This window comes from Bradyrhizobium sp. UFLA05-125, assembly GCF_059803515.1.
Window position 1 is genome coordinate 26,516 of the sequence record NZ_JBANBJ010000079.1, and the last position, 14,866, is coordinate 41,381.

Here is a 14,866-nt window from a genome sequence, read left to right on the forward strand (position 1 = left end):
CGACCGCACATGGATAACCCTCTCATCATCCGCCCGGCCCTTCCCGCCGATCTCCCGCAACTCCTCGCGCTTTATCCGCATCTTGATCCGGCCGACCGCATCCCCTCGCTCGATGTCGCCGAGCGTCGCCTCGAGGAGCTGCAGCGCTATCACGGAAGCGCGATATTCATCGGGATCGCCGAAGACGCCATCGTCGCGTCCTGCACGCTGATCGTCGTTCCCAACCTGACGCGCGGTGGCCAGCCCTATGGGTTGATCGAGAACGTCGTCACCCATGCAGCGTCCAGAGGACGTGGCTACGGCAAGCAACTGTTGCACGCGGCCGTCGCCGCCGCATGGCAGGTCGATTGCTACAAGGTCATGCTGATGACGGGCTCAACGAAGCCTTCGACCCTGGCATTCTACGCGTCGGCCGGTTTCGAGCAGAACAAGACCGGTTTCCAGATCCGGCGGCTTCCGCCGAGGGCGGAGGCCGTCGACTGACCTCGGACTGAGGACGTGCACTCACGAAGGCGTAGATGTCCACCTCCGCCGGAAAAGCGGGCGGTCTAGCCACCCCGTCTCACACTATCGAGAAATTCTTCGCGTTCGCCAGGCGCGTAACCCTGGGAAGCTCCCGGATACGGTTCGTCGTAGTCAGTGTACGGTGCCGCCCGGTAGTGAATCGGCGGGCCAGCTGGAACGTAGGCAAAACCCGAAGCGGGGTCTGAGGCGATCGTGCCCTGATTGGGACGAACAATCGCCTGCCGCGGGTGCACGTGGCGCACCGTAGCCGCGTTCGCAGAGACACACAGGGTGATCAAAACGCTCAAGGCCAAAATGGAACGCATCGCTTCTCTCCAATCGACCGCTGCGGCCAGTTAGGTAAGGCTCAGGTCGCGCCGTCCCAACAATTGGTAGCTTCACGAATAGTCACATCGGCGGCATCACGGGCGCCGGGTGCCTGCTTCATCATGGCGAGGCCATCCCATGACCACCAGCCCAGGCGCCTCGTCAAAGTCCGGACACGGGGCCGGGCGAACCAGGTTTGCTCATCCTGAGTCTTCGCATTTCGACCCATTGCGGACCTTGGGCCCAGCGCTACTGTGCGAGGAAGCAAGGGAGTCGACGATGGATGCCATGTGTCAATGCGGACAGCTCTCCGTGAATTTACCGGGCCCGAGCTTGTCGGTTGTCGCTTGCCATTGCAGCGACTGTCAGCGGCGAAGCGGGTCGCCGTTCGGCGTATTAGCCTACTATTCAAATGATAGCGTCAAGATAGCAGGCGAGGCGACTCGCTATGAGAGGCCGACTGCAACGGGTGGCACGTTCGAGACCTTCTTCTGTCCAACCTGCGGGTCTACCGTTTATGCCCGCGCCGGAAAGCATCCCACCTTGATTGGGATCGCTGTCGGGGCGATATGCGATCCAACATACCCGGCTCCCGTTCGGTCAGTTTGGGAGGAAGGCAAGCACGATTGGGTTGTGATCCCTGAGCCCGCTCAACACTTTCCACGAGGACGGTCGTAATGGCAGGAGATGGCCCATAGCGAATGGCCCCGGCGTGCATTGCATCGGGGCCATTTGCTTGATCATGCTTAAACCCTGGATGTCGGCTCTTGGAGGCCGAGATAGGACTTGGCGACCCGGCCACCTCTGAGCTTCATTTTGCTTCTCGAGCCATCCGCTATTTTGCGGCCTGCTTGCTCGGGTCATCGGCCGGATTAGCGTAGGTGATAGCGAACGGCCCGGGCCCGGCGATCTGTACCACGGTATCTTCCGTCGTCCAGGCATAGTGGTTCATGCCTGCTGGCATTTCGGCAAAAGCTCCAGCCTTAAGGGACTGGCCCTTGTCCATATCGAGCTTGTCGCCGAGACCGACACGGAAGTCACCGGAGATCACCGTCACGAATTCGTCGGTGGGATGGTGATGTGCCGGGACTTTGTAGTTTGCAGGCATCTTTAACCGCATCGTAAACGGCCCCTCCTTGCTCGGGTCACCAGCCACGACCGCGAGTTGCGCACCGGGCGGGATGGTCGGAGGAGCGGGACCCCACTTGATGTCTTCAACATTGACCGGAGGCTTCATTTGCATCTCGGCGGCCTGCAATGCCGCCTTCGGCAGGATTTGTGCTGCTGCTAGGACAGCAAGGCCAGAAGCAACAGCAAATGGTACGATTGATTGCCGCATTTCCTTTCCCTCCTTGGCTTACTTGTCTCTTCACTCACCACAAGCTCGGGGCATAACGCCCCTCGCAAGCTTTCAGATACGGGCCTTCCTGTGTTCGACGGCTTCAAGATGATGCGGAAATATCGGTATAGTTGCCTTTCTGTCTTGCAAACATTCTACAATGCCCGCCCTTCACCGTCACCCAATAACCATTGTAGCCGGTGGAAGGTGGTGAAGCAGTTCTGGTCGCTGACCAACGTACCACTCAACGCGAGCTAGCTCTCGAGCTGCAGCGCCGTTGCCATGGATCACTCTCGATCGGATTTCCTGTACGCAGGCTTATGCTGCCGACCTCGACATCGCCGCAGTAGATCAGACAGCCTTCCTGTCGGGCGTTTCGGTCTCGGCGGCGGGTGAGATGGGGCATGCTCGGATCAAAGCACCGAGAGGGCCGCACCAAATTGTCAATGTATTGGGATGAGATCGGCGGTCGACTGCCGGGCGTCGTAGGTGCGCGGATAAGGTCGGTTGTTAGTGGTAGATCGATCCGGAGATCGGCTGAAGCGGACGCCGGCCTTGTGGCAGCGCCTACGCCACACCGCATACCGACGTGATAGCTTGTCGCAGGGATCATGACACATAGGCCACGCCAAAATGCCCAAACCGCTGCTTTCAGACCCCGCCTCTCGCGCGACCTGCGATAGCACAGGCAGCGCGCCGCGAGACGGCTGGGCCGATCTCGTCCCCGAACTCGGCGTTTCGAGCATTCAAAACAGCTTATCGTTCTGGCGAGAGCTACTTGGTTTCGAAGTCGCCTATGACCGCCCAGCTGCTCGATTTGCATATCTCGTTAGGGGACGTTTGCAAGTTATGCTCTGCGAATTGAACGGGCGTTGGGAGACGGCCGAGATGCGGCGCCCGTTTGGACGAGGCATCAATCTTCAGATCGTCGTCGATCGTATCGAGCCTATCCTGAACGCTCTACGCGATGCTGAATGGCCACTCTATGAGCAACCGAACGAAGCTTGGTATCGGGTCGGTGACCAAGAGTGCGGTCAGCGCGAATTTCTCGTTCAGGATCCGGATGGTTACCTGATCCGCTTCGCCGAACGCCTGGGGATGCGCGCATCTTCGTGAGGATACACCCTAGTTCGGCCGCACCGCGATCTCAGGCGCCGGCTGGATCAGGGCCTCGCCGAGCAGGCTCTGCTCGGCTTTCGGGATCGAGAAGCGCACCTTGAAGCCGTCCTCCGTCTCGAGCGTGACGATGCGCTGGGTCGCATCCGTCGATTGCTCGACCACCCAGGCCGCCAGCGGATAGGCATAGCGCAGGCTCTGGTCGCCATAGCGCGCCTTCAGCGCGGTTTCGAGCAGGCCGGGCAGCGTCATGATAAGCGCGCCGACCTGGTTGAGCGAGACGCGCACCTCGGCAGGCCTGCCCGCGACATCCTCGAACCGCAACGCGATCGCGCCGCCATCGGGCGCCACCTCGCAGGTCGTGAGCGACTTGACGCTGATTTCCATTGCACGCTCCGACACCGGCCCTTCGCTATATCCTTCACGATATATCGATATCTGGCGCCGCGTCCAGCCGCCTTTTTTTGGAACCGCTCGAAACGCGTGCCATGGCTCACCGGCCGAAATCGTGATATATGTATGGATATAGCGAGGCCCGAACGGCCCGTTTTCACAGGGAGCGAAAAAGCCAATGAGCGACTACAATCTTCTCATCGACGGCAAGATGGTGCCCGGCGACCTGACCATGCCCGTGCTCAATCCCGCGACCGAAGAGGTGCTGGCGCAGTGTCCGCGCGCCTCGAAGGGCCAGCTCGACGCGGCCGTGGCCGCGGCGAAAGCCGCCTACCCGGCCTGGGCCGCCACGCCGATCGAGGAGCGGCGCAAGCTCGTGATCAAGATGGCCGATGTCATCGAGGCCAATTCCGGCGAGCTCGCGCGCATCCTGACCTCCGAACAGGGTAAGCCGCTGACCGACGCCACTGGTGAAGTCCTCGGCACGGCGGCGTTTTTCCGCTATCTCGGCTCGCTCGAATTACCGATGCGCGTGATCGAGAATTCCGGTGACCGCAAGGTCGAGGCGTATCGCCGGCCGCTCGGCGTCGTCGGCGCGATCATCCCCTGGAACTATCCGCTCCTGATCCTCAGCTTCAAGCTGCCGTCGGCGCTGCTCGCCGGCAACACGCTGGTCGTCAAGCCCGCGCCGACCACACCGCTGGCGACGCTGCGCTTTGCCGAGCTGATCAAGGACGTACTGCCGAGGGGCGTGCTCAACGTCATCACCGATGCCAACGATCTCGGCGGTGAAATGACCAAGCATCCGGATATCCGCAAGATCTCGTTCACCGGCTCCTCTGCCACCGGCCAGAAGGTGATGGCGAGTGCGGCCCAGACCCTCAAGCGCATCACTCTCGAGCTCGGCGGCAACGATGCCGGCATCGTGCTCGACGACGTCGATCCGAAGAAGGTCGCGCCGGGCATTTTCGAGGGCGCCTTCCAGAACTCCGGCCAGGTCTGCCTCGCAATCAAGCGGCTCTACGTGCACGAATCCGTCTATGACGAGCTCTGCAACGAGCTGGTTGCGATCGCGAAAAACACTGTCGTGGACGACGGCTCCAAGCAGGGCACCAAGCTCGGTCCGCTGCAGAACAAGATGCAGTACGAGAAGGTCAAGGTGTTCCTCGATGATGCACACAAGAACGGCAAGGTTGTCGCAGGCGGAGCTGCGATGGACCGCCCCGGCTACTTCATCGAGCCGACCATCGTGCGCGACATCCAGGAGGGCTCGAAGCTGGTCGACGAGGAGCAGTTCGGTCCCGTGCTTCCGCTGATCAAATATTCCGACAAGGATGACGTGATCCGCCGCGCCAACGCCACCACCTACGGGCTCGGCGCCTCGGTGTGATCATCCGACATCAAGCGTGCCCACGAGGTCGCAAGCCAGCTCGAGTCCGGTACGGTGTGGATCAACAAGCACCTCGACATGGCCCCGCACATCCCGTTCGGCGGCGCCAAGCAGTCGGGCATCGGCACCGAATTCGCCGAGGAGGGCCTTGCCGAATTCACCCAGCTCCAGATCATCAACGGGCCGCCTGCGGCCTGACGCGAAAATCCGGGGCCCGGCGCAACGCCGCGGCCCCGGCTCATTCTCAGTCAAGCGGAGGCGGGCGATGTTCGATGCACAATGCGATCTTGCCGCCCTGGTCTATGCGCCGCATCAGGACCCCGACACCGTCTTGCGTGGCTTCGCGGCCGATCTGAGTGCCCGCGGCGTCCGCGTCGTAGGCATGGTGCAGGCAGGCCAGTGCGCCGACTCCAGCCTTTCGGCGGTGCTGCTTCACAACGGCGAGAAACTCTTGCTGGCGCAGGACTTCGATCCCGCCGCGAGCGGTTGCCGGCTCGATCCCACGCGACTCCAGAACGCCGCCGAGCGGATCGCCGAGGCGTTGGAACATGGCGCCGACCTCGTCGTCGTCAACCGCTTCGGCAAACGGGAGCGCGACGGCAAGGGGCTGGCCCATCTGATCAAGCGGGCACTCGATGCCGATATCCCCGTGGTGATCGCGGTTTCCGACGACCACTTTACCGACTGGATCAGGTTCGCCGGTGGCATGAGCGTCAAGCTCCGCTACGACCGCCACGCGCTTGATGCGTGGTGGCGCGGTGTATCGGCGCGAGATGCGTATCCGAACCAGGCAGAGCACCTGACGGTTTGCGAAATCGTAAAGTGAACCGTCTGTACTTTGCCGTTCTTAAGGACTGTGGCGAGCTCAGCGCTCGCTTCGCACGCTGTGTCCTGCCGTAAGCGCTGACCAGCCGCCTGCCCCCGAACTCAGCGAAATTATCGTTGATCTGAAGAGCAACGTGCTTGGCAGCGGGTCGCCGAGCGACGTATGTCATATATTGACCGATGTGAGGTACGCATGGCCGCTAGCGAGAAGATACTCTTGTTTTCTTATGGTACGTTGCAGCTTGAGAGCGTGCAGCTATCATCCTTTGGTCGGCTGCTTGCCGGACGTCGCGATGCTATGCCGGGATTTAGAAAAGACCTCATCGAAATAACGGATCCGGACGTTCTCGCAAAGAGTGGTGAGCGATTTCATCCTATCGTCGTTCCGACAAACGATCCGAACGATGCAGTAGACGGCACGGTATTTGAAATCACCGGCGATGAATTGCGAGCGGCGGACCAGTATGAGGTCGCCGACTACAAGCGCGTCGAAGTCATTTTGCGTTCTGGCCTCAGCGCGTGGGTTTACATCAAGGCTTAGCTGTTGCACAGACTAGCTGCCCTTCAACGGAGCAGCGTACTGCATCGTGAATAGAACAATCCTGAAACAACCGATCGCGGTCTTCGATGCCGGGATCGGCAGCTACGCCATCGCGCGCAAGATCGCAGACCGTTTCCCCGGTCAGGATGTGCTCTACTTCGCGGACCGCGCCAACTTCCCCTACGGCGGCAAGGGCAGAGCCGAACTGCTCTCCGTCATGCGCAGCACGATCGAACGCCTGGAAGATCATGGTCCGGCAGCGATCGTGATCGCCTCCAATGCGCCATCGGTCATGGTCCTCGACGATCTCAAGACCTGGAGCCGGAGCCCTATCGTCGGCGTGTTTCCGCCCGTACAGCGTGCGCTCGGCGCCTCCCTCACGAAGCGGATCGCCGTCTTGGGCGTCGCCTCATTGATCGCGAGCTCGGAAATACGGGCTTACGTCGAGCGCGAGTCCGCAGGACAAGGCCAGGTTGACCTCGTCAGCGCCTCGGATCTCGTCGAGCTGGTCGAGAATGGCGCGTTCCTCACCGACGCTGACAGAACTCTGGCCGCGGTGCAGGCCAAGCTCGACGCGTTGCATCCGGACACCGATGCGGCCACGCTGTCGTCCACGCATCTGCCTTGGCTTTCTCGCTACTTCGAGAAAGCCGGGCCGAACTTGCGCTTTCTCGATCCGGCCGACGATATGGTTGAGGCCGTCGCTCCCTACGTCACCACGGGCTCTGGTGCCTTCCGGACGCTGGTTTCGGAGCGACAGGGTTACGATCTTGCGGATTTCCGGCGCATGCTGGCGCGCCTCGGGCTCGATCTCACCCTTGAGCGTGCTTGACCGTTGCACCGCCCCCATTACGGCCAGTCGGCGAAGTTCAGCGTCGGCTTCGACCGTCCCATCGCGCCACGGGCGCCGGCGCGCCGCCGCCAGGCCCCGGGGGCTTCACCAGCGTGCTTGCTGAAGAAGCGGCTGAAATAGGCGGTGTCCTTGAAGCCGAGCGCAAACGCAATCTGTTTCACGGTCGCGGTGTTCGCCTCCAGTCGTGCCGCCGCTTCCCTGACGACACGCTGCTGGATCAGGGCGCTCGGTGACCGCTTCAGCTCCCGGCTGCACAGAGCATGCAGGCGGTCCGGCGTCATGCCGAGCAAGCTGGCGTAGTCGGCGACCCGGAGTTGCTGATGGTATCGCTCTTCGAGCAGACTGCGGAAGCGGCTCAGGATCTCCGCGCTGCTGCCTTCCTCTTCCGGACCGCTGTCGCCTGCAAAAAGACGCCGGAAGCGCAATGCAATCAGCGTCAGCTCCGCGGATACGATCGACGCGGCGCCGCTGCGCGCCGGTGTCGCGATCTCGGTCGCAATCGCGGCAATCGAGCGCGACACGGTGGTGACGAGGTCGGGATCGACCGGAAGCGCCATGATCCCGTCGGCGCGATCGAGAGCCAGATAGGCCGCCTCGGCCGACGGCGGCAGGTAGCGGTGCCACGCGCCCGATTTCAAACGGAGCAACTCCGCGGCCGTGCCCGCCGCCACGTCGAGATAGTTGGCCGATCCCGCCGGCAGCCAGACGATAGCGGGGCCAGACAATGCGATTCTCTCGCCCTCGCGACGGATGTCCGCGACGCCACTGCCGTGCAGACAGAGCAGATGAATAAAGGGCCGCGCCGCCCGGGAATCGAGCGCCCAGCGTCGCGGCTCATAGTGCGACACGATAACCTCGGCGCCGATCGCAGCAGCCCCACTGGGCGGGGCAACAATTTGAGCACGCTCGGCGTCCGCGACCGCTCGACGCACTTGGCCGGCACGACCAGAAACGTGCAATCTTTCGCCGGATTTGTCCATTGAAGGACAAAAGCCGAAGGTGCTTGCTGGGTCAAGTCCCGGCCACGGCACCTCCAAGAAGCTGCCGAGCAGAAAGACCGGGATGGAGAGGAAACGACGCACTTTCATCCCTGCGAGCGATCGCATGGGAGAAACACGGAGGGAGACTCGGCATGTTCTCAACGAACCGTCGAACGCTGCTGCGCATCACCAGCCTGACCGCGATGGCCGCGGCACTCTGGACCTTGACGTCCGCCGCCGAGGCACAAGACAAGATCCGCATCGGCTACGCAATTTCCAAGACCGGCCCCTATGCCGGCGGCGCGAGTATCACCACACTGCCCAATTACGAATTGTGGGTGAAGGACGTGAACGCGGCCGGCGGCATCAAGCTTGGCGACAAGCGACTGCCCGTCGAGGTCGTCGAATACGACGATCGCTCCAGCTCGGAGGAAGCGGTGAAGGCGATCGAGCGCCTCGCCAACCAGGACAAGGTCGATTTCATTCTGCCGCCATGGGGAACGGGCCTCAATCTCGCGGTCGGCCCGACCCTGAACAGGCTCGGTTACCCTCACCTGGCCGTCACCTCGGTCACCGACAAGGCGCCGGAGCTCGCGAAGCGCTGGTCGAACGCGACCTTCTGGCTCGGCACGTCCGCGCAGATCTCCGAGGCGCTTGCCGAACTGCTGGGCAAGTTGAAGAGTGAAGGCAAGATCGGCGGGAATGTCGCGATGGTCAGCGTCGCCGATCAGTTCGGCATCGAGCTTGCCGCCGCCGGCCGGGAGGCCTTCAAGAAGCACGGCTTCACGCTCGCTTACGACAAGACCTATCCGCTGGGGTCGCAGGATCTCCAGCCGCTGCTGAATGACGCGATTGCCGCCAAGCCCGATGCGTTCATCGCCTTCAGCTATCCACCCGATACCATCGCGCTGACCGAGCAAGCGCAGCTCCTGAAGTTCAACCCCAAGATCTTCTATGTTGGCGTCGGCACCGCCTTTCCGCTTTACAAGGGCAAGTTTGCCGCAAGCAGCGACGGCGTGATGGGGATCGGCGGCTGGAACGCGGACTCGCCACAACTGAAGGACTATCTCACGCGTCACAAGGCGGCCACCGGAAAGGAGCCGGATCGCTGGGCGAGCCCGATCACCTATGCGAGCCTCCAAGTGCTCCAGCAGGCGATCGAAAAGGTCGGCAAGGTGGATCGCGCCGCGGTTGCGGCGGAAATTCGCTCGGGCACGTTCGACACCATCATCGGCAAGGTCAAGTTGAAGGACGGCCTGCTTCAGGAGGTCTGGAGCGTCGGCCAGTGGCAGAACGGCGAGTTCTACGGGCTCGCGCCGACCACCCTGCCCGGTGCACGCACGCCCGTGGTGCCAAAGCCGCAGTGGCAGTAACGGCAACCTGGCGGGCGGGTCTCGTCGTGAGACCAGCCCGCCCCGCCGGCCAGTAGGACACCGCTTCATGCTGTTGTTCGATATCGTCCTGCCGGGCCTCGTGCTTGGGGGCATGTATGCCCTCATCGCACTCGGCCTGACGCTGCAATACGGTGTGGCACGCGTCATGAACCTCTCCTATGGCGAGTCGCTCATCGCGGCCGCCTTCGGTGCGCTGTCTCTCTACACCGGTCTCGGATTGAGCCCGCTGGTTGCGCTGCTGCTCGCCGTTCCCTGCGCAGCGGCGCTGAACTGGCTGCTTTACCGGTTCCTGCTCGAACGTCTCATGCGGCGCGGCAAGGATCGCGGCGCCCAGGAGATCGACAGCATCCTCGCCACCTTCGGCATGCTGTTTGTCATCCAGGGCATCATGCTGGTCGCGTTCGGTGGCCAGTATTACAGCTACAGCTATCTCTCCATCCCCGTGGTCGTGCTCGGCACCACGCTCGCTGTTAACCGGCTCGTCGCGCTGCTGTTCGCGGCCGTGATCAGTACCGCCGTCTATCTGGCGCTGACGCGCACGCGGATCGGCACGGCGGTCCGCGCCATCGCGGTCGATCCCGGTGCGGCGCGGCTGGTCGGCATCGACGTGCCGTCCATGTCGGGCTTCACTTTTGCCTGCGGCGGCGGGCTGGTCGCGATCGGCGGTGTGCTGGTCAGCATGTTCCTCACCTTCAACGCCTCGATGGGCGTTGTCTTCACGATGAAGGCGCTGGTGGTCGTGATCATGGGCGGTGTCGGCAATGTGATGGGCGCGCTGGTGGCCGGGCTGATGCTCGGCGTCGTCGAGACCGCCGTAGCGCGGTTGGTCGATCCCGGCCTGACACTCGCCGCCACCTATGCACTGTTCCTGGCGGTTCTGCTCATCAAGCCCACAGGCCTGTTCGGGAGGGCTGCCGCGTGAGCGCGAAGGCCGCCAGGACACTTGGATCCAGGACACTTGGATGGTGTGCGGCGCTCGCGCTCGCCGCAGCCGTCGCCGCATTGCCGCTCTATGCCAATGGCTATTATCTCGCGCTCGGCATCAGCGTCCTCTACTTCACGATCCTGGCGACCGCTTGGGCGATGTTCTCCGGCCCGACCCGCTACATCTCGCTTGCGACCGTCGCCTTCTTCGGCATCGGCGCCTATACGGCCGCCGTCCTCGGCGAGACCTGGTCCTGGCCCGTCGTGCTGCTGGCCGCTGCCGTGCTCGGTGCGCTGGTCGCCGCGATCACGGGTCTGTCCACGCTGCGTCTATCCGGCATCTACTTCGTGATCTTCTCCTTTGGGCTCGCCGAGCTGATCCGCCAGCTCGTGATCTGGTACGAGGTCAACGTCCACAAATCCGTTGGCCGCTATCTCTTCAGCGCCGTGACCCAGGACGTGCTCTACTGGCAACTGCTCGGTCTCACTGCGCTCGTTTTCCTGACCGGCTTCCTGCTTGGCCGCTCGCGTTATGGCCTGGCGCTGCGCGCAATCGGCGCGGATGAGACGGCAGCCAGCCATTCCGGAATCGACGCCACCCGCATCAAGCTCGCGGTGTTCATCCTGAGCGCCCTCTTCATGTCGGTAACCGGCGCGGTTATGGCGCCGCGCTGGACCTATATCGATCCGTCGATTGCGTTCAATCCGATGATCTCCTTCCAGGTCGTCATCATGGCACTGCTCGGCGGTGCCGGCTCGCTGTTCGGTCCTGTGCTCGGCGTGATCCCGCTGGTGCTGCTATTCGAGGTTCTCACCGCGACGCTGCCGAACCATTTCAGTATCGTGCTCGGCGCGGTCTTCGTGCTCATCGTCATGATGCTGCCAAAGGGTGTGATCGGGCTGGTTGCTCCATGGTCATGGTCGATACCGGAGAACGGCGCCTCTGGCGCTGCCCCTGTCCGCGACGAGCGCGGACCGCTGCTGCGTGTGGACAACGCCAGCAAGTCGTTCGGCGGCCTGCGCGCGGTCGACAAGGTCAGCTTCGAGGTCGCGCGCGGGCAGATCGTCGGCGTCATCGGTCCCAACGGCTCCGGCAAGACGACACTGCTGAATCTCATGTCCGGCGCGCTGGTGCCGGCATCGGGCTCGATCCTGTTCGGCGGCACCATGATCGGCGGACTGAAGCCGTACCGGATCGCCCGACTCGGGCTTGCCCGCACCTTCCAGCTGGTGCGGGTAATGTCGGATTTGACCGTGGCCGAGAACGTCGCGGCGGCTGCCTTGTTCAGCCCGGCGCCGGCAAAAGCGACGAGCCGCGAGGTGCTCGATCTCGTCGGGCTTGCACCGATGCACGACACGCCGGCCGGCGAGCTGACCTATATCGACCAGAAGCGCCTTGAGCTCGCGCGCGCGCTCGCGCTCTCGCCGCAGTTGGTACTGCTCGACGAATGGCTCGCAGGTCTCAACCCGAGCGAGCTCGAGACCGGCATAGCCCTGATCGCGAAGCTCCGCGACCGCGGCATGACCATCATCATGGTCGAGCATGTAATGGACGCGATCCGTGCGCTGTGCAGCCATTGCATCGTGATGAACGCCGGCAGCGTCATCGCGCGCGGCGTTCCCGACGACGTCCTGTCCGACCCCACGGTCGTGACCGCCTATCTGGGAGGCGCCGATGCTTGAGGTCGCCGCCCTCTCGCACTTCTACGGCAAGCATCAGGCCTTGGCGGATGTGAGGCTCGACATCGCCAGTGGCGAGATCGTGGCCATCCTCGGCGCCAATGGCGCGGGAAAATCGACGCTGCTGAAGAGCATCGCCGGCCTCGTCACGCCGACGTCCGGCGCGCGCATCCGCTTCGAGGAAGCAGATCTCGCAAGGCTGCCACCCCATCAGATCGTCGAGCGCGGCATCTCGCTGGTGCCAGAGGGGCGAGGCGTCTTCGGCGAGCTTACGGTTGCGGAGAATCTGCAACTCGGCGCCTATCCGGCCCGCGCTCGTGCCGGTGAGGCGGAGCGGCTTGCAAAAGTGCTGGCGCTGTTTCCGCGCCTGACCGAACGTATGGCCCAGGCCGTGCGGACCATGAGCGGCGGTGAGCAGCAAATGGTCGCGATTGGCCGCGCACTGATGTCGAACCCCGTCCTGCTGCTGCTCGACGAGCCCTCGCTCGGCCTCTCGCCCTTGCTCAGCCGCGAGGTGTTTCGCGCGCTGGCGCAGATCCGCGACAGCGGTGTCAGCGTGCTGCTCGTGGAGCAGAACGCGCGCGCCAGTCTCGACATCGCCGACCGGGTCTATCTGATCGAATCCGGCCGCAACGCGGGCACGGGTTCGGCAAGCGACATGAAGAACAATCCCGACATTCAACGCGCCTATCTCGGCAAGGCGCGCGCGCCGACCACCGCGTCACAGCCATCCCCGTAATAACTAAGGAGCGTCCCATGAACGCAATCGACCTTCTCATCGGCGGCAAGGACCAACAGGCGACCAACCAACGCACCTTCCAGCGGCGTAATCCGATCAGCGACGAGGTCGCGACCATCGTAGCCGCGGCCTCGATCGACGATGCAATGCGCGCCGCAGATGCCGCTGCGGCGGCCTTCCCGGCCTGGTCGCAGCTCGGCCCCTCCGAACGCCGCAAGCGTCTCAGCGCCGCGGCCGACATCCTCGCGCGCCGCGCGACCGAGTTCACGGAGCTGATGGTCGCCGAGACGGGTGCCACTGCCGGCTGGGCCGGCTTCAACGTCCATCTTGCCGAAGGCATGCTGCGCGAGGCGGCTGCGATGACGACGCAGATCTCGGGCGAGATCATCCCGACCGACAAACCCGACAACCTCGCCATGGCGTTCCGTCAGCCGGTCGGTGTCGTGCTCGGGATCGCGCCGTGGAACGCACCTGTCATCCTGGGCGTGCGTTCCGTCGCGATGCCGCTCGCCTGCGGCAACACGGTGGTGCTGAAGGCCTCGGAGATGAGCCCGGGCGTGCATCGGCTGATCGGCAGCTGCCTCACCGAGGCAGGCCTTGGTGACGGCGTCGTCAATGTCGTGACCAATGCGCCGGAGGACGCCCAGGCGGTGGTCGAAGCGCTGATCGCGCATCCGGCGGTACGGCGAGTTAACTTCACCGGCTCGACCCGGGTCGGTCGTCTCATCGCGCTCGCCTGCGCCAAGCATCTGAAGCGCGCGCTGCTCGAGCTCGGGGGCAAGGCCCCGCTCGTCATCCTCGACGATGCCGACCTTGATGCGGCGGTAAACGCAGCTGCGTTCGGAGCATTCATGAACCAGGGCCAGATCTGCATGTCGACCGAACGCATCGTCGTCGACGACAAGGTGGCCGACGCCTTCGTCGCCAAATTTGCAGCGAAGGCGAAGGGCCTGCCCTACGGCGATCCGCGCAAGGGCAATGTCGTGCTGGGCTCACTGGTGAGCGTCGCAGCTTGCGACCGCGTCGGCGGCCTGATCGACGATGCTGTCGCCAAAGGCGCGGTGATCGCGGCTGGCGGCCGCGGCAACGGCACCATCATGCCCGCGACGATCGTGGATCACGTCACGCCGGCGATGCGCATCTATGGCGAGGAAAGCTTCGGCCCCATCGTCACGGTCGTCCGGGTCAACGGCATCGACGAGGCCGTACGCATCGCCAACGACACGGAGTACGGGTTGTCCTCCGCGGTGTTCGGCCGCGACATCGCACGCGCGCTCGACGTTGCCAAGCGGATCGAGGCCGGCATCTGCCACGTCAACGCACCGACCGTGCACGACGAGCCACAGATGCCGTTCGGTGGCACCAAGGCCTCGGGCTATGGCCGCTTCGGCGGAAAGGCTGCTATCGACGAGTTCACGGAGTTGCGCTGGATCACGGTGCAGACCGGGCCGCGGCATTATCCGTTCTGAGGCCGGCCCAACCGGCGCGCCAAACGCCGATGGCGCGCTCCCCTACTCGTCCCTGAGCGCGGCGAGCACCTGTTCGCCGAGCTCAGTCAAGCGGTAGGTCACAAGCGGTCGGCTCGACGGCGGCTTGCGTGCGAGTTCGAGGACGTAACCGCGCACCATCAGCGCTTCGAAGCTTCCATAATAGCCGTGCATGCTGATCTCGCGCTGTCGCTGCGCCCTGAACTCGCGCAGTGCGCGGATCTCGTTACCCGACAGCAGTGACCTGCGAACGCGCTGCACCAGCCCCGCCTTCTGCTGCAGCCAGGCCTCATCGGGCAACACGCGCGACGGCTCGACCATCTCGTCGCAAGGCGCTGTCGCCGGGATCGCTCCCGCTGGCTCCGTTGCCCCTG

At 63.6% G+C, this 14,866-nt stretch carries 14 protein-coding genes and 2 pseudogenes; 12 read left to right on the top strand and 4 right to left on the bottom strand.

Annotation, left to right across the window (positions count from 1 at the left end; genetic code table 11):
• Window positions 1–9: 9 nt before the first annotated feature.
• Together SO156_RS38680 and SO156_RS38685 are read left to right on the top strand one after the other, a co-directional pair.
• Entirely contained in the window at window positions 10–483 is a 474-nt protein-coding gene (locus SO156_RS38680; protein ID WP_498538426.1) for a GNAT family N-acetyltransferase, read from the top strand.
• A 636-nt stretch (window positions 484–1,119) separates the two neighbouring features.
• Complete coding sequence (locus SO156_RS38685; RefSeq protein ID WP_498538437.1) at window positions 1,120–1,509, top strand: GFA family protein; 390 nt, start codon at window positions 1,120–1,122, stop codon at window positions 1,507–1,509.
• A 157-nt stretch (window positions 1,510–1,666) separates the two neighbouring features.
• Here SO156_RS38685 and SO156_RS38690 read toward each other — a convergent pair whose 3' ends face one another.
• Complete coding sequence (locus SO156_RS38690; protein ID WP_458143265.1) at window positions 1,667–2,170, bottom strand: cupin domain-containing protein; 504 nt, start codon at window positions 2,168–2,170, stop codon at window positions 1,667–1,669.
• A 633-nt stretch (window positions 2,171–2,803) separates the two neighbouring features.
• On the opposite strand from SO156_RS38690, the gene SO156_RS38695 reads away from it, so the two are divergent.
• Complete coding sequence (locus tag SO156_RS38695; protein ID WP_498538427.1) at window positions 2,804–3,286, top strand: bleomycin resistance protein; 483 nt, start codon at window positions 2,804–2,806, stop codon at window positions 3,284–3,286.
• A gap of 9 nt (window positions 3,287–3,295) precedes the next feature.
• Here the strand turns inward: SO156_RS38695 and SO156_RS38700 are convergent, their stop codons facing one another.
• Window positions 3,296–3,673 (bottom strand): hypothetical protein, encoded by a 378-nt coding sequence (locus tag SO156_RS38700; protein WP_458143263.1) that lies wholly within the window; start codon window positions 3,671–3,673, stop codon window positions 3,296–3,298.
• Between the two features lie 184 nt (window positions 3,674–3,857).
• Here SO156_RS38700 and SO156_RS38705 point away from each other — a divergent pair.
• The 4 genes and pseudogenes from SO156_RS38705 to SO156_RS38720 all read left to right on the top strand — a co-directional run bounded on the left by SO156_RS38705 (window position 3,858) and on the right by SO156_RS38720 (window position 7,267).
• Window positions 3,858–5,267 (top strand): annotated as a pseudogene (locus SO156_RS38705) (aldehyde dehydrogenase family protein).
• 67 nt (window positions 5,268–5,334) lie between these two features.
• Window positions 5,335–5,895, top strand: coding sequence for a DUF2478 domain-containing protein (locus SO156_RS38710; protein WP_498538428.1), 561 nt, complete (start codon window positions 5,335–5,337; stop codon window positions 5,893–5,895).
• A 192-nt stretch (window positions 5,896–6,087) separates the two neighbouring features.
• Window positions 6,088–6,435, top strand: a complete 348-nt coding sequence (locus tag SO156_RS38715) for a gamma-glutamylcyclotransferase family protein (protein WP_458143258.1) — start codon at window positions 6,088–6,090, stop codon at window positions 6,433–6,435.
• Window positions 6,436–6,481: 46 nt separating this feature from the next.
• The gene (locus SO156_RS38720) at window positions 6,482–7,267 is read left to right on the top strand and encodes a glutamate racemase (protein ID WP_498538429.1); all 786 of its coding nucleotides are present in this window, start codon (window positions 6,482–6,484) and stop codon (window positions 7,265–7,267) included.
• 17 nt (window positions 7,268–7,284) lie between these two features.
• Here SO156_RS38720 and SO156_RS38725 read toward each other — a convergent pair whose 3' ends face one another.
• Complete coding sequence (locus SO156_RS38725) at window positions 7,285–8,136, bottom strand: helix-turn-helix domain-containing protein (protein ID WP_498538430.1); 852 nt, start codon at window positions 8,134–8,136, stop codon at window positions 7,285–7,287.
• A 284-nt stretch (window positions 8,137–8,420) separates the two neighbouring features.
• Here SO156_RS38725 and SO156_RS38730 point away from each other — a divergent pair, with 284 nt between their 5' ends.
• The 5 genes from SO156_RS38730 to SO156_RS38750 all read left to right on the top strand — a co-directional run bounded on the left by SO156_RS38730 (window position 8,421) and on the right by SO156_RS38750 (window position 14,474).
• Entirely contained in the window at window positions 8,421–9,641 is a 1,221-nt protein-coding gene (locus tag SO156_RS38730) for an amino acid ABC transporter substrate-binding protein (protein WP_498538431.1), read from the top strand.
• A 67-nt stretch (window positions 9,642–9,708) separates the two neighbouring features.
• Entirely contained in the window at window positions 9,709–10,584 is an 876-nt protein-coding gene (locus SO156_RS38735; RefSeq protein ID WP_458143254.1) for a branched-chain amino acid ABC transporter permease, read from the top strand.
• Complete coding sequence (locus SO156_RS38740) at window positions 10,581–12,269, top strand: branched-chain amino acid ABC transporter ATP-binding protein/permease (RefSeq protein ID WP_498538432.1); 1,689 nt, start codon at window positions 10,581–10,583, stop codon at window positions 12,267–12,269. The genes SO156_RS38735 and SO156_RS38740 overlap by 4 nt, the downstream gene beginning before the upstream one ends.
• Complete coding sequence (locus SO156_RS38745; RefSeq protein WP_498538433.1) at window positions 12,262–13,005, top strand: ABC transporter ATP-binding protein; 744 nt, start codon at window positions 12,262–12,264, stop codon at window positions 13,003–13,005. The genes SO156_RS38740 and SO156_RS38745 overlap by 8 nt, the downstream gene beginning before the upstream one ends.
• A gap of 17 nt (window positions 13,006–13,022) precedes the next feature.
• The gene (locus SO156_RS38750) at window positions 13,023–14,474 is read left to right on the top strand and encodes an aldehyde dehydrogenase (RefSeq protein ID WP_498538434.1); all 1,452 of its coding nucleotides are present in this window, start codon (window positions 13,023–13,025) and stop codon (window positions 14,472–14,474) included.
• Window positions 14,475–14,516: 42 nt separating this feature from the next.
• Here the strand turns inward: SO156_RS38750 and SO156_RS38755 are convergent.
• Window positions 14,517–14,866: pseudogene (locus SO156_RS38755) on the bottom strand (hypothetical protein); the annotation flags it as partial.

Excerpts from the sequence above, each read along its gene's own strand:
- SO156_RS38700 (WP_458143263.1), bottom strand. The coding sequence starts at position 3,673 with ATGGAAATCAGCGTCAAGTCGCTCACGACCTGCGAGGTGGCGCCCGAT.
- SO156_RS38750 (WP_498538434.1), top strand. The coding sequence starts at position 13,023 with ATGAACGCAATCGACCTTCTCATCGGCGGCAAGGACCAACAGGCGACC.
- SO156_RS38715 (WP_458143258.1), top strand. The coding sequence starts at position 6,088 with ATGGCCGCTAGCGAGAAGATACTCTTGTTTTCTTATGGTACGTTGCAG.
- SO156_RS38735 (WP_458143254.1), top strand. The coding sequence starts at position 9,709 with ATGCTGTTGTTCGATATCGTCCTGCCGGGCCTCGTGCTTGGGGGCATG.
- SO156_RS38690 (WP_458143265.1), bottom strand. The coding sequence starts at position 2,170 with ATGCGGCAATCAATCGTACCATTTGCTGTTGCTTCTGGCCTTGCTGTC.
- SO156_RS38680 (WP_498538426.1), top strand. The coding sequence starts at position 10 with ATGGATAACCCTCTCATCATCCGCCCGGCCCTTCCCGCCGATCTCCCG.
- SO156_RS38685 (WP_498538437.1), top strand. The coding sequence starts at position 1,120 with ATGTGTCAATGCGGACAGCTCTCCGTGAATTTACCGGGCCCGAGCTTG.
- SO156_RS38710 (WP_498538428.1), top strand. The coding sequence starts at position 5,335 with ATGTTCGATGCACAATGCGATCTTGCCGCCCTGGTCTATGCGCCGCAT.
- SO156_RS38695 (WP_498538427.1), top strand. The coding sequence starts at position 2,804 with ATGCCCAAACCGCTGCTTTCAGACCCCGCCTCTCGCGCGACCTGCGAT.
- SO156_RS38745 (WP_498538433.1), top strand. The coding sequence starts at position 12,262 with ATGCTTGAGGTCGCCGCCCTCTCGCACTTCTACGGCAAGCATCAGGCC.
- SO156_RS38730 (WP_498538431.1), top strand. The coding sequence starts at position 8,421 with ATGTTCTCAACGAACCGTCGAACGCTGCTGCGCATCACCAGCCTGACC.